Here is a 17934-nt window from a genome sequence, read left to right on the forward strand (position 1 = left end):
CGGTTCCCCTCGAGGGGGTGGACCGGGGCCCGCTCCGTACACCGGACTGGACAGCGATACCCCCACGGGTACACTGGGGTCCGGATCGACATCCGCATCCGCGAGAGAGCAGGAGGGCCCGAGATGGCTGACGACGAGGCGAGGACGCAGGTGCTCAACCGCCTGCGCCGGGCGCGGGGACAGCTCAACGCGGTGATCGACATGGTCGAGCAGGAGCGCCCCTGCAAGGACGTCGTCACCCAGCTGGCGGCGGTCTCCAAGGCGCTGGACCGCGCCGGGTTCAAGATCATCAGCTCCAACATCCAGGAATGCCTCGCGGGCGACGGCGAGACCGGCGAGGACGGGATCACCGTGGCCGAGCTGGAGAAGCTCTTCCTCTCGCTCGCCTGACCGCTCCCCGGGGCCGTGGGATGCTGGCCCCGGTACGCGGAAGACATCACCCGACCACAGACGTGAGGACTGCGACATGGACGTCGGAATCGGTACGTACACGGCGATGGGATTCGACGAGGCGGTGGAGGCGACCCGCGAGGCGCTCGCCGACCGCGGCTTCGGGATCCTCCACGAGATCGATCTCACCGCCACGCTCAAGAAGAAGATCGACAAGGACATCGAGCGCGTCCTGATCCTCGGGGCGTGCAACCCCGGGTTCGCCGGTGAGGCGTTCGACGTGAGCAAGGAGGTCGCGCTGCTGCTGCCCTGCAACGTCGTGGTCCGCGAGTCCTCCGGGGGCTGCGTCATCGAGGCACAGAACCCGGCGCTGCTGGCACAGGTCATCTCGGGCGGCCTGCAGGACATGGCCGACGAGTTGTCCGCGCAGATGCGGTCGATGATGAAGGACCTCACCCGCTGAGTAACCTGGGGGCATGACCCAGGAGCCGCACACCGACCCGCGGGCCCTCGCTCAGCAGAGACTGGAGGCGATGGTGGGGCGGGGAGAGCTGTCCCTCGCCGAGTTCTCGGACCGGGCCGCCAGGATCTGGTCCGCGACCTGCCCCGCCGAGCTGGAGGTGGCCCTGAGCGGACTGCCGCTGAGTCCCGGCGCGGGGCCCACCCCTTCCTCGGCGCAGCCACCGGCCACCCGGCCGACGGGGGCGATCACCGTCGACGAGAGCCGGAGAAAGACCTCGGTCTTCGACACGCTCAAGCGGGAAGGCCGGTGGTCCCTCCCGGACGACTACCGGCTGACGTCCTGGATGGGCGAGATCTACCTCGACGCCCGTGAGGCCGTGGTCGACCGCCCGCGCACCCACATCCAGCTCGACCTGTGGGCCGCCAACGCCAAGATCCTGCTGCCCCCGGGAGTCTCGGTCGCGGTGACCGGCAATCGGACGTGGTCCGAGCTCAAGATCGACGAGGGCCGCTACGACATCCGTGGCGGTCCGCACCTGGACTTCGAGATCAACGGCTTCATGGCCGGGGTGAAGATCAAGATCCTCGCGGCGGGGGAGCGGATCCCCAAGACGTGGAAGTGGTTCTAGGCAGACGGCGGTTTCAGGCAGATGAGCCGGGCCGCCGCCGCCACACCGTGTGCCGGTGCCGGACCTCGTCGTCGTGCCCCTCGACGCGGCTCCGCGGATCGGTGATCCACTCGCCGACCTCGACCCGCTCCCACGTCCCGTCCAGCTCCGGGGCCAGCACGGTCCCCGGGGCGTCCGCGTCGATCTCGGTGACCAGGCACTCGTCGGCTGAGCCGAGCGCGGCGGCGTAGATCTGTCCGCCGCCCATCACCGCCGCGTCCGGGCCGGCCGCCGCCAGCGCCGCGGGCACAGAGGCCGCCCTCTCCGCGCCCTCGGCCGACCACCCGGCGTCCCGGGTGCACACGATGTTGCGGCGACCGGGCAGGGGCCGGAAGCGGGCGGGGATCGAGTCCCAGGTGGCCCGGCCCATCACGACGGGGCGCCCGGTGGTCGCCTGCTTGAAGTACGCCAGGTCCTCGGGGATGTGCCAGGGCATGTCACGACCGTCGCCGATCACCCCGCCGCGGGCCTGCGCCCACACCATCCGGACCGGCACGGTCGTCGTCTCCCGGCTCAGACCGCGACCGGGGCCTTGATGCCCGGGTGGTGCTCGTATCCGACCACGTCGAAGTCCTCGAAGCGGTAGTCGAAGACCGAGTCCGCGCGGCGCAGGCGCAGCTCCGGGTAGGGGAAGGCCTCGCGGGCCAGCTGCGTCCTGACCTGCTCGACGTGGTTGTCGTAGATGTGGCAGTCGCCCCCGGTCCAGATGAACTCGCCCACCTCGAGCCCGACCTGCTGCGCCACCATGTGGGTGAGCAGCGAGTAGGAGGCGATGTTGAACGGCACCCCCAGGAAGAGGTCGGCGCTGCGCTGGTAGAGCTGGCAGCTCAGCTTGCCGTCGGCCACGTAGAACTGGAACAGCAGGTGGCAGGGCGGCAGGGCCATGTCCGTCAGCTCGCCCACGTTCCACGCCGAGACGATGTTGCGCCGCGAATCGGGGTCGGTGCGCAGCAGGTCCACGGCGTTCGCGATCTGGTCCACGTGCCGGCCGTCGGGGGTGGGCCAGGACCGCCACTGCACGCCGTAGACGGGTCCGAGCTCGCCGCGCTCGTCAGCCCACTCGTCCCAGATGCTCACGCCGTTCTCGCGCAACCAGCCCACGTTGGAGTCGCCGCGCAGGAACCACAGCAGCTCGTAGGCCACCGACTTGAAGTGGACGCGCTTGGTGGTGATCAGCGGGAATCCCGCCGCCAGGTCATAGCGCAGCTGGTGGCCGAACAGGCTGCGGGTGCCCGTTCCCGTGCGGTCGGCCTTGGCGGTGCCCTGCTCCAGGACGAGTCGGAGCAGGTCCTCGTACGGGGTGGGGACGGTCATGACCTGCAGTCTACGTTCGAGTCGCCTGCGCGGCCTGCGCGGCCAGGATCTTCTCGGTGAGCTCGGGGCGACAGATCAGGACGTCCGGGGAGTGGGTGTCGGGTTTGTTGAACCGGATCGGCGTCCCGTCGAGGCGGGAGGCGTGCAACCCCGCGGCCAGGGCGACGCCGACCGGCGCGGCCTGGTCCCACTCGTCCTGCCCCCCGGCGTGGAGGTAGGCGTCCGCGTCGCCGAGCAGGACGGAGAGCATCTTGGCACCGGCCGAGCCCATGGGCCGCACCTCCAGGCCGACCGCGTCCGCGACCTGGAGCGCCCCCGGCGGGGGGTTGTTGCGGCTGATCACCATGGTCCCCGAATGGGGGCCGTCCACGTGATCGACCTGGTCCGAGCGGAATACCCGCCCCGAGTCCGGCAGCCCCACGGAGGCGACGGTGGGCCGGCCGTCGACGACGAGTGCCACGTGAACCGACCAGTCCGAGCGGCCCGTCGAGAACTCCTTGGTGCCGTCGATCACGTCGATGATCCAGACGCGGGATTTGTCCAGCCTGCTGAGATCGTCCGAGACCCCCTCGGAGAGCGTTCCGTCATCCGGGCGGTGCACGGCCAGCACCTCGTCGGTCCAGTTCTGCGCGACCTCGTTGGCGACACGGGCGAGCGAGCGCCCGCGGAGCAGCCCCCCGGCGCGCGTGCCCCGGACGATGTCACCGATCCCCGTGGCGAGGAAACAGGCGAGGTCGTCGTCGTCGAGATCGCGCATGCTGTCGCTGTGCATGCTCACAGTCTTGCGCATACCGACACTCTACGGAGGTGGGGCGCGGGTCGGGCCGATGTCGTGGGCGTGCGACATCATGAGTTCATGTCCGACGCACTGGAGCGGTTCCACCCGGCCACAGCCTCGTGGTTCCGTGGGGCGTTCGACCGGCCCACCCCCGCGCAGGAGGGGGCGTGGGCGTCCCTGGCGAGCGGCGCCCACACGCTCGTCGTGGCCCCCACGGGGTCGGGCAAGACCCTCTCGGCGTTCCTGGACTCGCTCGACCGACTCATGTTGGGCGGCGGCCACAGCACCAGTACCAGCACCAGTACCAGTACCAGCGACGGTGACAGCACAGGCGCACCCCCGCCCGGCACCCGTGTGCTCTACATCTCCCCGCTCAAGGCGCTGGCCGTGGACGTCGAGCGCAATCTCCGGGCGCCGCTCGCCGGGATCGCGCGCGAGGCCGCGTCCCTGGGCGTGGAGACCGCGGAGGTGACGGTGGGGATCCGCACCGGTGACACGCCGCCCGAGGAACGCCGGCGGCAGCGGTCGCGGCCACCGCACGTGTTGGTCACCACCCCCGAGTCGCTCTTCCTGCTCCTCACCTCGGCCGCACGGGAGACCCTGGCCACGGTCGACACGGTGATCATCGACGAGATCCACGCGGTGGCCGCCAGTAAGCGCGGCGCCCACCTCGCCCTCAGTCTCGAGCGACTGGACGACCTGCTGGACACCCCCGCCCGGAGGGTGGGCCTGTCCGCCACCGTCCGGCCGCACTCCGAGGTGGCCCGCTTCCTCGCGGGCGAGCGGCCGGTGACCGTGGTGGCGCCGGGATCCGACAAGCGCTTCGAGCTCACGGTCCGGGTGCCCGTGGAGGACATGGCGGACCTGTCCTCGGCCGGCTCGGACGTCACCGCTCCGCCCGGGACGCCGGGCGAGGGGTCGATCTGGCCGCACGTCGAGCGTCAGGTGGTGGACCTGGTCACGGCGCACCGCTCGACGATCGTGTTCGTCAACTCCCGCCGCCTGGCCGAGCGGCTGACCGCGCGGCTCAACGAGATCCACGCCGAGGACACCGATCCGGGCTCCCTGCCGCCGGCGCCAGCCCGCCCACCCGCGCAGATCATGGTGCCGTCCGAGGTCTCGCGCGGCGCCCCCGCGGAGCTGGCCATGGCCCATCACGGATCGGTGTCCAAGGAGCGACGGGCGCTCATCGAGGACGCCCTCAAATCGGGTCGGCTACGCGCGGTGGTGGCCACCTCGTCGCTCGAGCTGGGCATCGACATGGGCGCGGTGGACCTGGTCGTGCAGGTCGAGTCCCCACCGTCCGTGGCCTCGGGGCTCCAGCGGGTGGGCCGCGCCGGTCACCAGGTCGGCGAGGTCTCCCGCGCGGCCGTGTTCCCCAAGCACCGCGCCGACCTCCTCCACAGTGCGGTGACCGTGGAGAGGATGGTCGCCGGCGCGATCGAGACGATGTCGGTCATCACCAACCCGTTGGACGTCCTCGCGCAGCAGACGGTGGCCGCGTGCGCGCTCGAGTCGATCGACGTCGAGGACTGGTTCGCCGCCGTGCGTCGGACCGCCCCGTTCGTCGGGCTGCCGCGGTCGGCGTTCGAGGCGACACTCGACATGTTGGCGGGCAAATACCCGTCGGCGGACTTCGCCGAGCTCAAGCCCCGCCTGGTGTGGGACCGCGACGCCGGGACCCTGACCGGCCGCCCGGGTGCGCAGCGTCTCGCCGTCACCTCGGGCGGCACCATCCCCGACCGCGGGCTGTTCGGCGTGTTCATGGTGGGGGAGAAGGCGACGCGGGTCGGTGAGCTCGACGAGGAGATGGTCTACGAGTCCAGGGTCGGCGACGTGTTCGCCCTCGGGGCCTCGAGCTGGCGGGTCGAGGAGATCACGCACGACCGGGTGCTGGTCACGCCCGCGCCCGGCGGGACGGGACGCCTGCCGTTCTGGCTGGGCGACGACCAGGGGCGGCCCGCCGAGCTGGGCCGCGCCCTGGGCGGGTTCCTGCGCGAGGTGGGGCACGGGTCCGACGACGAGGTGGGGCCCCGCCTCGCCGCCGCCGGACTCGACGACAACGCGGTCGCCAATCTCCGGCGCTACCTGGCCGAGCAGAGGGAGGCCACCGGGCATCTCCCCAGCGACACGACGCTCGTGGTGGAGCGGTTCCGCGACGAGGTGGGGGACTGGCGCATCGTGCTCCACTCGCCGTTCGGCGCGCGCGTGCACTGGCCGTGGGCGGAGGCGGTGCGTGCGCGGCTCGCCGCCGCCCACGGGTTCGACGCCGTCCCGGTGGTGTCCGACGACGGCATCATCCTGCGGGTCCCGGACACGATCGACGACGGCGAGGCGGGCGCCCGCCCGGGGGCCGAGACCTTCGCCCTCGGCGCCGAGGAGGCCGTGGACCTGGTCACCACCCACGTGGGAGGGTCCGCGCTGTTCGCCTCCCGATTCCGTGAGTGCTCGGCGCGGGCCCTGCTCTTCCCGCGGTTGGACCCGGGTCGGCGGGCCCCGTTGTGGCAGCAGCGGCAGAAGTCGGCGCAGTTGCTCGACGTGGCGCGCCGCTACCCCGATTTCCCCATGATCCTCGAGGCCGTGCGCGAGTGCCTGCAGGACGTGTACGACGTCCCGGCGCTGGAACGTCTGCTGCGCGAGATCGATTCGCGGACGGTCCGGATCGTGGAGGTCGACACCCCCCGGGCGTCGCCGTTCGCGCAGTCGCTGCTCTTCGACTACGTCGGTGCGTTCCTCTACGAGGGTGACTCGCCGCTGGCCGAGAAGCGGGCGGCGGCGCTGGCGATCGACCCGACCCTCCTCGGTCAGCTCCTGGGCCGCGTGGAGCTCCGGGAACTTCTCGACGTGGAGGTACTGGACTCGATCGAACGTCGGCTCCAGCACCTCGAACCCGAGCGGGCGGCCCGTGACGCCGAGGCCGTGGCCGACCTGCTGAGGCTGCTCGGACCGCTGACGGTCGAGGAGATCGCCGAGCGGTCCACGGAGCCGGAGGCCGTCCCGGGGTGGCTGGCGACACTCGCGCGGTCGTTCCGGGTGGTCACCGTCGAGCACGCCGGTCGCACCTGGTGGGCCGGGGTCGAGGACGTGCCCAGGCTCCGCGACGGCCTGGGGGTCCCGCCTCCGCCCGGGGTCTCCTCGGCCTTCCTCGGCGACGTCGACGACCCACTCGGCGAACTGATCCGGCGCTACGCGCGAACCCACGGTCCGTTCACGGTGGACGCCCTGGCGGCGCGCTTCGGCCTGGGAGTGGCCGTGGCCCGCGGGGTGCTCGATCGGCTGACCTCGGCCGGGACGGTGCTGGCCGGCGAGTTCCGCCCGGGGGCCTCGGGTCCCGAGTGGTGCGACGCCGAGGTGTTGCGCCACATCCGCCGACGCTCCCTCGCGGCACTGCGCAGCCAGATCGAGCCGGTCTCGCACACCGCGCTGGCGCGGTTCCTGCCCGGTTGGCAGAGCCTGGGCGCCGGTTCGGGAGCCGAGTCGGGCGTGGACGGCGTACTCGCCGTGGTCGAGCAGCTCGACGGCCTGGCGTTGCCCGCCTCCGCGCTCGAGCCGCTCGTGCTGGCGCCGCGGGTGCGTGACTACTCCCCGGCGATGCTGGACGAGCTGCTCGCCGGCGGAGAGGTGATCTGGAGCGGGCGGGGCCGGGCGGGGTCCCGTGACGGATGGATCTCGCTGCACCCCGCCGACACCGCCGGCGCGACCCTTCCCCTCGATCGCCCGCTACCGGAAGGGCCCGTCCACCTCGCGGTGGCCGAGTCGCTGCGCGGCGGGGCGCTGTTCTTCCGGGATGTGGTGGCAGCGGTCAAGGAGGCCGCACAGGAGTCGACCGGGGACACCCCGGAGGTGGCCGGACCAGCCCCCACCGGACCAGCCGTCACCGGACCAGCCCCCACCGGACCAGCCATCACCGAGGCGGTCGTCCGCGACGCGCTCTGGGACCTGGTGTGGGACGGGGTGGTCACCAATGACACGTTCGCCCCGTTGCGGGCGGTCCTGGCCGGCGGCGGGTCGTCGGGCTCAGGGACCGCCCACCGCTCACCGCGATCGTCGGCCCGCCCCCGTCGGGCCCGCCTGGGCCGGACCTCCATGGCCCAGCTGAACGGTGCGATGGCCGCCGGCACGCGGACGCCGCCCGTGCTGGCGGGGCGCTGGTCGCTGGTGCCGGAACCGGTCACCGACGCGACCCTGCGCGCCCACGCCTGGGCTGAGACCCTCCTGCTGCGCCACGGCGTGGTGACCCGGGGCGCGGTCGAGGCGGAGGAGATCCCGGGCGGGTTCGCCGCCGTCTACAAGGTCCTCGCGCAGATGGAGGATTCGGGCCGCTGCCGCCGCGGCTACTTCGTGGACGGTCTCGGTGCCGCCCAGTTCGCCGCCGGCAACACGATCGACCGGTTACGCGCCTACGACGACACGGCGGACGACGCCCACTGGCCCTCCGGCACCGATGAACCGGTCGTCCGGGTCCTCGCCGCCACGGACCCGGCCAACCCGTACGGCGCCGCGCTGCCCTGGCCACCTTCTGCGGAGGGCGGATCTGGGCACCGTCCCGGCAGGAAGGCCGGTGCGCTCGTCGTGCTGGTCGACGGGCTGTGTGTCCTGTTCGTCGAACGCGGCGGCCGGACCGTCCTCGTGCTGGACGACCGGGCCGAGGCCGTGCCGCTCGCCGCGTCCGCGCTGGCCGCAGTCGTGCGATCAGGTGCCGTCGGCCCGCTGACCGTCACCACCCTCGCCGGCGAACCCGTCCACACCTCGCCCGTCGCGGCCGCCTTCGAGAACGCCGGGTTCGGTGCCACCCCGAAGGGGCTGCGCATCCGGCGTTGAGTGAACCGTTCTGACGAGTTAAGATATGCGCATCAATGCATATGTCAGCGGGAGGGGAATCAGATGGGGGTCGGGCACGCACACGGGAGCCACGCGCACAGTTCCGGTCACGCGCACAGCTCCGGCCACGCCCGACCGACCGGTCACGCCGGCGCGCGGTATCGGATCAGACTGGCGTGCGCCTTCGTTCTGACCGTGGTGTTCTTCGTGGTCGAGCTGGTCGCGGGCCTCATCTCCGGCTCCCTGGCCCTGCTCTCCGACGCCGGCCACATGGCGGCGGACGTGGTGGCGCTGGGCGCGGCGCTCGCGGCGACGGTGATCGCGTCACGGCCGGACCGTTCCGGGAGACGCACGTTCGGCCATTATCGCGTGGAGATCTTCGCCTCCGGTCTGGCGGTGCTCATCATGTCCGGCATGGGCGTCTACGTGCTTGTCGAGGCGTTCAGGCGGCTCGGGTCGGACGCCCCCGTCGCCACCGGAACCATGTTGCTCGTCGGCGGACTGGGGTTGGTCGTCAACATCATCTCGCTGCTCCTTCTGCGCAGTGGATCCTCCGAGAGTCTCGCGGTGCGGGGGGCGTATCTCGAGGTGATGGCCGACGCGGCCGGATCGGTGGGGGTGATCGCGGCCGCACTGCTCATCCGCGCGACGGGTTCGACGGTGTGGGACCTCGTGGTGGCCGTGGCGATCGCCGTGTTCATCGTCGTCCGCGCGGTCATGCTCGGTAGACAGGTCGTCACGGTGCTCGCCCAGCACGCGCCCGCCGGGGTCGACCCCGCAGCGGTGGAGTCCGAACTCGCGTCGGTACGCGGCGTCGAGGAGGTGCACGACCTGCATCTGTGGACGCTGACCTCGGGGATGGACGTGGGGACCGTCCACCTCGTGACCGCCCCCGGAGTGCCCCACTCCGGAGTCCTCGACGAGGCGCGACGCGTCCTGCGGGAGGGCCACGGCATCGAGCATGCGACAGTGCAGCTCGAGACCGCCGGCGTCGTGGAGTGTCGACAACCGGGATGGTGAACCCGGCAGCCCGGGGCGGTTCAGGGCACCATGGTGCGCACACTCGGAGAGCGGTAGATCGGACAGCGGGCAGAGGAGTCAACGGTGCCGGAGGGCGATTCCGTCTACAGGGCGGCCGCGAAGGTGCACCGTGCGCTGAACGGGCGGACCCTGGACAGGATCGAGCTCAGGGTTCCCAGGTTCGCGGCCGTGGATCTGCGGGGCCGGACCGTGGTGGCCGCCCGGTCCCGGGGGAAGCACCTCTTCGTCGTCGTCGGCCCGGACGCGCAGGGTCGGGACCCGGTCACCCTCCATATCCACCTGAAGATGGAAGGCCGCATCCACATCCACAAGGCGGGGGAGCGGTGGCGGTTCCCCGCGCACACCGTCCGGATGCTCCTGCGCGCCGACGACGTCGAGGTGGTGGGCACCGAGCTCGGGTTGCTGCGCGCGCTGGATCCCGCCGAGGCCGACCGGGCGGTCGAGCATCTCGGTCCCGACCTGCTGGGGCGGGACTGGGACCCGGACGCCAGCGTCGCGGAGGTGCTCCGGCGGATCGGCGAGCGGCCGTCCCGGACGATCGGGGAGGCACTGTTGGACCAGCGCAATCTCGCCGGCATCGGCACCGTGTACCGCGCCGAACTGTGTTTCCTGCGGGGCCTCGACCCGCGGGAGCCGGTGGAGTCGGTGCCTGATCTGCGCGCCGTGGTCGTGCTCGCCCGGCGGATGCTCCTCGCCAACGCCGATCGCGCGGTCCGGGTGACCACCGGGGACACGCGACGCGGGCGGGAGTTGTGGGTGTACGGGCGGGACGGCAAGCCGTGCCGCAGGTGCGGGACCGAGGTGGAGACGTTCCGACTGGGTGGTCTCGCCGACCCGGACGAGCCGAGCGATTCACTCGATCGCATCGCCTACCGCTGCCCGTCGTGCCAGCCGGCGCGTGCCACACTGGGGCCATCGCCAACGGAGGAGAAGCTGTGACCGACCGCAACACGATCCTGATCACCGGCGCCAGCGCGGGTCTCGGCGAGGGCATGGCCCGTCGCTGGGCCGCACAGGGCAGGAATCTGGCGCTGTGCGCCCGGCGTCTCGACCGGCTCCAGGAACTCCGCGCCGAGTTGCTGGCGGCCAACCCGTCGATCACGGTGGCGGTCCGCGAGCTCGACGTGGCCGACGGCGACGCGGTGGAGAGGGTGTTCGGCGAGCTCGACGCGGAGCTCGGCGGGATCGACCGCTTCGTCCTCAACGCAGGACTGGGCAAGGGGGCGTCCATCGGTACGGGGAAGGCGCACGCCAACCGGGAGACCGCCATGGTCAACGTGATCGGCACCCTCAACCAGGCCGAGGCCGCGATGGAGCTGATGCACGCACGGGGCGAGGGGCACCTGGTGTTCATCTCGTCCGTGAGCTCGCTGCGCGGCATGCCCAAGGCCCAGAACACGTACGGCGCCACCAAGGCGTTCGTCTCCTCGCTGGCGCAGGGTCTGCACGCCGAGCTCGACAGCGCCGGCAGCCGCATCAAGGTCACCGACATCCTTCCCGGGTACATCCGCACCGACATCAACCGGTCGGTCAAGACCTCGCTGATGACCGAATTCGACGAGGGCGTCGACGCGCTGGTCAGGACGATTGACGCCGAGCCCACTCGTGCGCTCGTCCCGGCCAAGCCCTGGAAGGCGATCGGCCCACTGCTGACGCTTCTGCCGGAGAAGGTCAGCCGCAGGTTCGTCTGACGGGTTCTCCCGCCCGCCCGCGCCGGAGAGGCGACGGGTCAGAAGGAAGGCGGGTCAGAAGGGAGGCGGGTTGAGGATGTCGTCGAGCAGGGCCTCGACCTCGTGTTCGACCGTGCTGAAGACCGGCGCGTTGCGCTTCCACCAGCGGCTCTGGCCGCCGGGCCGGGTGTCGACCGGGCCGGTTGCGCGGGCACGCTCGGCGCTCAGGCGGGCCGCACGGCGAGTCCAGTAGGTGGGCTCCGGGCGCGTCTCCCCTCCTGTGATGGTCGGGTCCGGGTTGCGCTGTTGTTGTCTGTCCCAGGCGCGGGATTCATTGCGGGCGTGCTCGCGGCGGTAGACCCCGAGCGGCCCGGATGGTCGGGTCGTCATGGTCGCCCCGTCCGGTGTGATGACGGTGAGGGTGCCATCGGGCGCCAGGTCGTAGATCCAGTCGGAGAACGTCTTGAACCGGTGATGGCGCCGACACAGACACATCAGATTGCACTCTTCAGTGGGTCCGCCGCGGGCGGGGTCGGCGTGGTCGAAGGGGCGGACATGATCGATGTCGCAGTCATCGGCCGGAACCGCACAGCCGGGATGGCGGCAGGTACCGTCGCGCAGCCTGATGCGGCGGGCCAACTCGGCACCGGGCCGGTACCTCAGGGCGCGGCGGGCGTCGTCGGCGGCGCCGATACGGGGGTCGACCTTCTCGAAGCTGGCTCCGTCGCTGGTGACGAGCATGTCCAGTAGGGCCTGCAGCGCCGCCTCGCCGGTGCGGGTGAACTCCACCCGAACCCCGTCGTCGTCGCAGGCGCCGTTGCCACCCGCGCCGTTGCCACCCGCGCCGTCGTTGCCGGGAGCGATCACGGTGATCTTGGGTCGCAACGGCGCAGTGGGTCGGCCCTGGCCACCGGCGTGCAGGCTGTCGCCGCACACCAGCGCCAACAGGGCGTCGGCGCGGCGTTCGGCCTTGGAATAGTGATAGTCCGGGGCCGGGTCCGGACCCGGGACTGAGCCCGACTCGCCGGTGGCCTCGGCCGCGGCTGCGCTCGCCGCGGCAGCCTCGGACTCGGCGGCGGCGTGTTCGGCAGCGCGCTGATCGATCGCCTCGGCAAGGACGGCGGCCTCCTCGGTGGCCAGAATGGCCGACACGGTGGACATGCCGTCAGCGCCCTTGCTGATGCGCACACCGCGCGCACGGCTGGCGTCCTCCTTGCGCCGACGGATTCCCTCGGCGTCGTAGCGGGTGATGATCGCGTCCACCGCATCGCGTACCGCGTGCCGACCGAGGCGTTCGCCGGCCTCCGTCGCGGCCAGGTAGTCGTCGACGACGTCCTGTTGCACCTGCGGAAGCACCTCGGGGTCGACGGTGGCCATCTGGCGGGCCAGCAGTTCCGCGGCGCGCTGGTCCAGGCGCCCCGCGGCCAGGGCGGCGAGGACGGCGGGGTAGCGCTGGTGGAGGTCCGCGGCGAACGAGATCATCGACTCGGCTCGCAGGGTGGAGACGGCCATCGCCGCCACCACGTATCCGGTTGCCACCACGAACGGGTCGACCACCGCGTGGCCGGGCGGGGAATCGGGGCCGGCGCCGGAGTCGTCTCGGCGCAGGCATTCCAGCAGGAGGTCGTAGCAGGCGGACAGCCGCTGGGCGGAGGCGCGATTCTCGGCCGCCCACCCGGCACGAGCCGAGGCGGTCAGTCCGGTCAGTGGATCGACATCGGAGGAGCCGTCGGAGGAGGGGCCGTTGCCAACGTCCATGCCTCACCTCCGAGTCTTCCGCCACCGCCGCCTGTATCGAATGTACGTTCTAGTCTACGCACATACATTCGAACGCGCAATAGTCTGCTGCGGGCCTTTCGTCCGGGACTGCAGCGGAGGAAGGCGCCGGGGTACTCGCCGATCAGGTCGTGATTCGGGGCTCGGGGCCCACCACGTCGAAGAGCATCGCCGTGAACTGGCCGTGGGTCTCGAGCTTCCGGCGGTGGAGACGGAGTCGGCGGGGCAGCAGGGGTCGCCCGGATCCGAGGACGACCGGACACTGGTGGATCCAGACCCGGTCCACCAGTCCTCGGTCGGCGAACTGGCCGGCGAGGTCACCGCCCCCGACGATCCAGACGTCCCCGCCGTCGGCGGCCTCGACGAGGAGCGGGTGCAGGTCGCCGATGTCTCCGGCGAAGAACTCGACGCCGTCGACGGGATCGAGATCGCGGTGGGTGACGACCCAGCTCGGCAGGGAGTACGGCCAGACGAACGGCTGGCCGTCCTTCGTCAGGTCGCGGCGGACCCACTCGAAGGTGTTGACGCCGCAGACGATCGAACCGACGCCGGAGTAGAAGCGGTCGAAGTGGAGGTCGGGGAGGGTGGGGTCCGGCTCGGTCGGTGTGTACCCCGCGGGTTCGGCCTCACCGGAGGTCGCGAACAGCCAGGAGAGGCTCTCCTCGTCGTCGGCGATGTACCCGTCCAGACTCGTGGCGGTGCAATAGACAGTGCTCATACCGCCATGCTCGCACCCGGCTACGACAGCTCCGGGCGGAACAGTTCCGGCTCAGCGACGACCGCGTGCCTCGCGGTAGATCTCGACGAGAGCATCCGTCGAGGAGTCGAAGCCCTCCCCGGGGTGCTTCTCCGCGGTCAGGGCGGTCAGGAGCTCGCCGGCCTGGGCCTTGCCCAGCTCGACCCCCCACTGATCGAACGCATTGATGCCCAGCACGGCGGCCTGGACGAACACCACGTGTTCGTAGAGGGCGATGAGCTGCCCGAGCACCCCGGGCGAGAGCGACGGCGCGAGGATCGTGGTGGACGGCCGGTTGCCGGGCATCACCTTGTGCGGCGCGATCGCGGGGTCCACGCCCTCGGCGAGCACCTCGTCCTCCGTCTTGCCGAACGCCAGCACACGGGACTGGGCGAACAGGTTGGCCACGAGCATGTCGTGCATCGATCCGGCGCCGTCGGCGGTGGGCAGGTCCGAGACCGGACGGGCGACCCCGATGAAGTCCACCGGGACGAGCTGGGTGCCCTGGTGCAGGAGCTGGAAGAAGGCGTGCTGGCCGTTGGTGCCGGGCTCGCCCCAGTAGACCTCGCCGGTGGGGTAGGAGACGTCGGAGCCGTCGAGTCGGACCGACTTGCCGAGGGACTCCATGGTCAGTTGCTGGAGGTAGGCGGGAAATCGCAGGAGGCCCTGGGCGTAGGGGATCACGGCCTTGGACTGGGCCCCGAGGAAGCAGGTGTACCAGATGCCGAGCAGGGCCATGAGGACCGGCGCGTTGTGCTCGGGCGCCTCGGTCGCGAAGTGCAGGTCCATGGCGTGGAAGCCCTCGAGCAGCTCGACGAACGCGGGCGGGCCCACCGTGATCATCACCGAGAGGCCGATCGCCGACGACACCGAGTACCGGCCCCCGACCCAGTCCCAGAACTCGAACATGTTGTCCGCGGCGATCCCGAAGTCGGCCACCTCCTCGGTGGCCGTCGACACCGCCACGAAGTGGGAGGCGATCGCCTCCTCCGATCCGAGGGCCTCGACGAAGTGCCGACGCGCCGCGTGGGCGTTGGCCATGGTCTCCTGCGTGGTGAAGGTCTTGGAGGCGACCACCACCAGCGTGGTCGCGGGGTCGACCTCGGCGAGCACGGCCGAGAGGTCGGCGGGGTCCACGTTGGAGACGTAGCGTGCGCTGATCCCCGCGGTCTGCAGGTGGTGCAGGGCCTTGTCGACCATCACGGGCCCGAGGTCGGAGCCACCGATGCCGATGTTGACCACGGTGTCGATCCGCGCGCCCGTGTGCCCGGTCCATCCGCCGGACCGGACGCGGTCGGCGAAGTCGGCCATCCGGGTGAGGACCGCGTGGACGTCGGCCACGACGTCACGCCCGTCGACGACGAGGTCGGCCTCGGCCGGGAGACGGAGCGCGGTGTGGAGGACCGATCGGTCCTCGGTGGTGTTGATGCGGTCGCCCCGGAACATCGCGGCCCGCTGGGCCGGCAGCCGTGCGGCGTGGGCCAGCTCGGTCAGAGCGCTCAGGACCTCGTCGGTGATTAGGTGCTTGGACAGGTCGACGTGCAGATCGCCCGCGGTGACCGCCATGCGGCGACCCCGCTCCGGATCGGCGGCGAACAGCTCACGGAGGGTCACCTCGCCGATCGCCGGTACGAGATCCTCGATCGCCGACCACTGTGGTGTCGTGCTGATGTCCGTCATTGCCGCTCCTGCCCAGTGTTGCCGCCCGGGGATCGCCCGCCGTCTGACAGCGAGGTTAGTCGGGAATACGGGGGCCCCGCCGCCCGTTCCAGACACGTGACCCCCATGACTCCTCCGGACCACCCCTCCGTGTCAGCCCAGGCCGATCGGCTCGTCGAACTGGGCGTGCCCGAGCTCGGCGGGATCACCGCCGGGCGGCTGCGGGAGCACGCCGCAGCTCTCGAAGACGCAGTTCTTGACGGCGCGGCTCGTGACGACGCAGCTCGTGCCGCCGCCCCGGGGCCCGGTCGGCCGGTGCTGGCCGTCCACCCGTCGTTCGTGTCCACCGCCCGACTGGCGACCCTGCTGCGCCGTGGTGGGAGGGCGGGCTTCGTCGTCGTCGACATGTCCGACCTGGCCGAGTTCACACCCACCGACGACGTCCGGGTTCCGGACGCCCCGCTCTATCTGGTCAGGGACGTGACACGCGACGACGACATGCTGGGCTGGACCCCGACGGACGCGCACGCCGAGCTGGCCCGGCGGGGGCGCACTCCGCTGACCATCTCCGAGGGGGTGAGCTGGCTGCTCCAGCAGCCGGAGATGCTCGAACCCGGCAGGTGCTTCATGTGCATCGGATCGCGGAAGCGCAAGGCGGACGGAGCTCTGGATGCCCGGACGCCGGCGCTGTGGATCAGCGGGGGGACCGGCCGCGACGGCCGGGAGAACAAGGGCGCGCCGAAGGTGGGCTGGTGCTGGGCGAACAACCACCACACGTGGTTGGGGTACGCCTCCACGGCCGGTCGGGTCGGCCGGGACTCAGCCCAGTCGCCCGCGACCGAGACGTAGGAGCATCCCCGCGAGGGTCTGCCCCTCCTGCCCGAGTGAGGAGAAGCGCTCGTAGACCTTGAGCTCGCGGGTGTGGACGAGCTTGGTGCCGCCGGACTGCATCCGCGTGCGACCGATGCGCTTGGAGATCTCGCTGCGACGGACTATCGCGTCCAGGATCTCGGCGTCCAACCGGTCGATCTCCAGTCGGAGTTCCTGGATCTGGGCCTCGGACAGCGGATCGTCCGTGCCGGCGGGGTCGGTGTTCATGCCGTGATTATCCCACTCGGTTCCGCGGAGGCTGCGGGACCGTCTAGTGTTTCCGCCCGTGGAGAACTTGAACTCGACTCTCGCGGACATCGGTTCCGTGATCTGGGGACCCTTCGTCCTCATCCCGCTGCTCCTCGGCACGGGCCTCTTCCTCACGATCCGGTTGAGGGCTCTGCAGTTCCGCAAGCTGGGCCCCGCGCTCAGACTCGGTCTGATCCGCCGGAGTGACGACGGCGGTGCGGGCGACATCACCCAGTACCAGGCGTTGACCACCGCGCTCGCCGCGACCGTCGGCGTGGGCAACATCGTCGGGGTGGCGACGGCGATCTCACTGGGTGGGCCGGGCGCGCTCTTCTGGATGTGGGTCACCGCCCTCGTGGGGATGGCCTCCAAGTACTCGGAGGCCTTCCTGGGTGTGCGGTACCGCGTCACCGACGCCCGCGGCGAGCAGTCCGGTGGTCCGCAGTACTACCTCCACCGGGGGTTCTCCGAGCTGTTCGGGAAGACCGGTGGCCGGGTGGGTCTGGTGCTGTCGATCGTGTTCGCCGTGTTCGCCGTCCTGGCCAGCTTCGGCATCGGCAACATGACGCAGGGCAACGCGGTGGCGGCCCAGCTCGACAACTCCTTCGGCGTCCCCGTGGTCGCCTCCGGCGTCATCCTGTTCGTCCTCACCGGCGCGGTCCTGCTCGGGGGCATCAAGGCCATCGGCCGGGTCACGGCCGGGTTCGTGCCCCTGATGATCGTGCTGTACCTGCTCGGCGGGATGGTCGTCCTGGTGCTCAACGCCGACGCGATCCCCGGGGCCTTCGGGCAGATCTTCACGCAGGCCTTCACCGGGACGTCCGCGGTGGGCGGCTTCGCGGGTGCGGCGATCATGTACGCCATCCAGATGGGTGTCGCGCGGGGCATCTTCTCCAACGAGTCCGGGATGGGCTCGGCGGCCATCGCGGCCGCGGCGGCCAAGACCACCCACCCGACCCGTCAGGGCCTGGTGTCGATGACCCAGACGTTCATCGACACCATCATCGTCGTCACCTTCACCGGTCTGGTGATCGTCACCTCCGGCGTGTGGGAGCGGGGCAGTGACACGGCCGGGACCATGACCGCCGACGCGTTCGCCGAGGCGATGCCGTACGGCGACAAGCTGGTGGCGGTGGCGATCGCGTTCTTCGCGTTCTCGACCATCCTCGGCTGGTCGTACTACGGCGAGCGGTGTGTGGAGCGGCTCGTGGGCGCCGGGGGCGTCATCCCCTACCGGATGGTGTTCACCTGTGTGGTGTTCGTGGGTGCGGTCACCGAGCTCGAGGTGGTGTGGAACTTCGCGGACGTGATGAACGGACTGATGGCCCTCCCGAACCTCATCGGCCTCCTGGTCCTCTCCGGCCTCATCGTCCGGGAGACGCGGTACTACCTGGACAACGATCCGACTCTGACGGCGACGGCCGCGCAGGTCGAGGAGTTCATGGGGGACCGCCCGCGCTGAGACCGGGGTGTCGGACCGGGTGGGTAGATTGGACGCCA

General features: G+C 71.1%; 16 protein-coding genes. 9 read left to right on the forward strand and 7 right to left on the reverse strand.

Features of this window, described 5'->3' with window-relative positions:
- Positions 1-123 precede the first annotated feature (123 nt).
- The 3 genes from ABD250_RS03900 to ABD250_RS03910 all read left to right on the forward strand — a co-directional run bounded on the left by ABD250_RS03900 (position 124) and on the right by ABD250_RS03910 (position 1481).
- The gene (locus ABD250_RS03900; RefSeq protein WP_179525876.1) at positions 124-390 is read left to right on the forward strand and encodes a metal-sensitive transcriptional regulator; all 267 of its coding nucleotides are present in this window, start codon (positions 124-126) and stop codon (positions 388-390) included.
- Between the two features lie 76 nt (positions 391-466).
- On the forward strand, positions 467-853 hold the full coding sequence (locus ABD250_RS03905) for a DUF302 domain-containing protein (protein ID WP_179525875.1): 387 nt from the start codon (positions 467-469) through the stop codon (positions 851-853).
- A gap of 13 nt (positions 854-866) precedes the next feature.
- Entirely contained in the window at positions 867-1481 is a 615-nt protein-coding gene (locus ABD250_RS03910; protein ID WP_182658687.1) for a DUF1707 SHOCT-like domain-containing protein, read from the forward strand.
- A gap of 13 nt (positions 1482-1494) precedes the next feature.
- Here ABD250_RS03910 and ABD250_RS03915 read toward each other — a convergent pair whose 3' ends face one another.
- From ABD250_RS03915 to ABD250_RS03925, 3 genes are read right to left on the reverse strand one after another with little or no spacing between them, the layout of a single operon-like run.
- A complete protein-coding gene (locus ABD250_RS03915; protein WP_344390972.1) occupies positions 1495-2004 on the reverse strand; it encodes a dihydrofolate reductase in 510 nt (169 codons plus the stop codon).
- Positions 2005-2033: 29 nt separating this feature from the next.
- The gene (locus ABD250_RS03920) at positions 2034-2834 is read right to left on the reverse strand and encodes a thymidylate synthase (RefSeq protein ID WP_182609993.1); all 801 of its coding nucleotides are present in this window, start codon (positions 2832-2834) and stop codon (positions 2034-2036) included.
- A gap of 10 nt (positions 2835-2844) precedes the next feature.
- On the reverse strand, positions 2845-3624 hold the full coding sequence (locus ABD250_RS03925) for a 3'(2'),5'-bisphosphate nucleotidase CysQ (RefSeq protein ID WP_422110520.1): 780 nt from the start codon (positions 3622-3624) through the stop codon (positions 2845-2847).
- Between the two features lie 66 nt (positions 3625-3690).
- On the opposite strand from ABD250_RS03925, the gene ABD250_RS03930 reads away from it, so the two are divergent.
- The 4 genes from ABD250_RS03930 (at position 3691) to ABD250_RS03945 (ending at position 11165) form a co-directional block, all read left to right on the forward strand.
- Entirely contained in the window at positions 3691-8433 is a 4743-nt protein-coding gene (locus ABD250_RS03930; protein ID WP_344390724.1) for an ATP-dependent helicase, read from the forward strand.
- 63 nt (positions 8434-8496) lie between these two features.
- Positions 8497-9453 carry a cation diffusion facilitator family transporter gene (locus ABD250_RS03935; protein ID WP_182657962.1) on the forward strand — a complete coding sequence of 319 codons (957 nt, stop codon included), beginning with the start codon at positions 8497-8499 and terminating at the stop codon, positions 9451-9453.
- Between the two features lie 84 nt (positions 9454-9537).
- Positions 9538-10413, forward strand: a complete 876-nt coding sequence (locus ABD250_RS03940; RefSeq protein ID WP_182653434.1) for a DNA-formamidopyrimidine glycosylase family protein — start codon at positions 9538-9540, stop codon at positions 10411-10413.
- Positions 10410-11165 carry an SDR family oxidoreductase gene (locus tag ABD250_RS03945; protein WP_179525869.1) on the forward strand — a complete coding sequence of 252 codons (756 nt, stop codon included), beginning with the start codon at positions 10410-10412 and terminating at the stop codon, positions 11163-11165. Before ABD250_RS03940 ends, ABD250_RS03945 begins: the two co-directional genes overlap by 4 nt.
- A gap of 54 nt (positions 11166-11219) precedes the next feature.
- On the opposite strand, the gene ABD250_RS03950 is transcribed toward ABD250_RS03945, so the two are convergent.
- The 3 genes from ABD250_RS03950 to pgi form a co-directional block, all read right to left on the reverse strand.
- Positions 11220-12902 (reverse strand): HNH endonuclease signature motif containing protein, encoded by a 1683-nt coding sequence (locus ABD250_RS03950; protein WP_182657963.1) that lies wholly within the window; start codon positions 12900-12902, stop codon positions 11220-11222.
- A 142-nt stretch (positions 12903-13044) separates the two neighbouring features.
- Positions 13045-13638, reverse strand: a complete 594-nt coding sequence (locus ABD250_RS03955; protein ID WP_182657964.1) for a dihydrofolate reductase family protein — start codon at positions 13636-13638, stop codon at positions 13045-13047.
- A gap of 51 nt (positions 13639-13689) precedes the next feature.
- Positions 13690-15336, reverse strand: a complete 1647-nt coding sequence (pgi, locus tag ABD250_RS03960; protein ID WP_182657965.1) for a glucose-6-phosphate isomerase — start codon at positions 15334-15336, stop codon at positions 13690-13692.
- A 129-nt stretch (positions 15337-15465) separates the two neighbouring features.
- Between pgi and ABD250_RS03965 the strand changes: the two genes are divergently transcribed.
- A complete protein-coding gene (locus ABD250_RS03965; protein WP_338404128.1) occupies positions 15466-16164 on the forward strand; it encodes a DUF5701 family protein in 699 nt (232 codons plus the stop codon).
- Here the strand turns inward: ABD250_RS03965 and ABD250_RS03970 are convergent.
- Positions 16135-16413 (reverse strand): chorismate mutase, encoded by a 279-nt coding sequence (locus ABD250_RS03970; RefSeq protein ID WP_107746400.1) that lies wholly within the window; start codon positions 16411-16413, stop codon positions 16135-16137. The two genes, ABD250_RS03965 and ABD250_RS03970, sit on opposite strands and share 30 nt — an antisense overlap.
- 58 nt (positions 16414-16471) lie before the next feature.
- On the opposite strand from ABD250_RS03970, the gene ABD250_RS03975 reads away from it, so the two are divergent.
- A complete protein-coding gene (locus ABD250_RS03975; protein ID WP_182657967.1) occupies positions 16472-17896 on the forward strand; it encodes an amino acid carrier protein in 1425 nt (474 codons plus the stop codon).
- The last annotated feature ends 38 nt before the right edge of the window (positions 17897-17934 follow it).

The organism is Dietzia cercidiphylli (assembly GCF_039531545.1).
GTDB lineage: Bacteria > Actinomycetota > Actinomycetes > Mycobacteriales > Mycobacteriaceae > Dietzia > Dietzia natronolimnaea.

Bases quoted from the DNA above. Each gene is read 5' to 3' on its own strand.
- ABD250_RS03900 (WP_179525876.1), top strand. From the start codon at position 124: ATGGCTGACGACGAGGCGAGGACGCAGGTGCTCAACCGCCTGCGCCGG.
- ABD250_RS03905 (WP_179525875.1), top strand. From the start codon at position 467: ATGGACGTCGGAATCGGTACGTACACGGCGATGGGATTCGACGAGGCG.
- ABD250_RS03910 (WP_182658687.1), top strand. From the start codon at position 867: ATGACCCAGGAGCCGCACACCGACCCGCGGGCCCTCGCTCAGCAGAGA.
- ABD250_RS03915 (WP_344390972.1), bottom strand. From the start codon at position 2,004: ATGGTGTGGGCGCAGGCCCGCGGCGGGGTGATCGGCGACGGTCGTGAC.
- ABD250_RS03920 (WP_182609993.1), bottom strand. From the start codon at position 2,834: ATGACCGTCCCCACCCCGTACGAGGACCTGCTCCGACTCGTCCTGGAG.
- ABD250_RS03925 (WP_422110520.1), bottom strand. From the start codon at position 3,624: ATGCGCAAGACTGTGAGCATGCACAGCGACAGCATGCGCGATCTCGAC.
- ABD250_RS03930 (WP_344390724.1), top strand. From the start codon at position 3,691: ATGTCCGACGCACTGGAGCGGTTCCACCCGGCCACAGCCTCGTGGTTC.
- ABD250_RS03935 (WP_182657962.1), top strand. From the start codon at position 8,497: ATGGGGGTCGGGCACGCACACGGGAGCCACGCGCACAGTTCCGGTCAC.
- ABD250_RS03950 (WP_182657963.1), bottom strand. From the start codon at position 12,902: ATGGACGTTGGCAACGGCCCCTCCTCCGACGGCTCCTCCGATGTCGAT.
- ABD250_RS03955 (WP_182657964.1), bottom strand. From the start codon at position 13,638: ATGAGCACTGTCTATTGCACCGCCACGAGTCTGGACGGGTACATCGCC.
- pgi (WP_182657965.1), bottom strand. From the start codon at position 15,336: ATGACGGACATCAGCACGACACCACAGTGGTCGGCGATCGAGGATCTC.
- ABD250_RS03970 (WP_107746400.1), bottom strand. From the start codon at position 16,413: ATGAACACCGACCCCGCCGGCACGGACGATCCGCTGTCCGAGGCCCAG.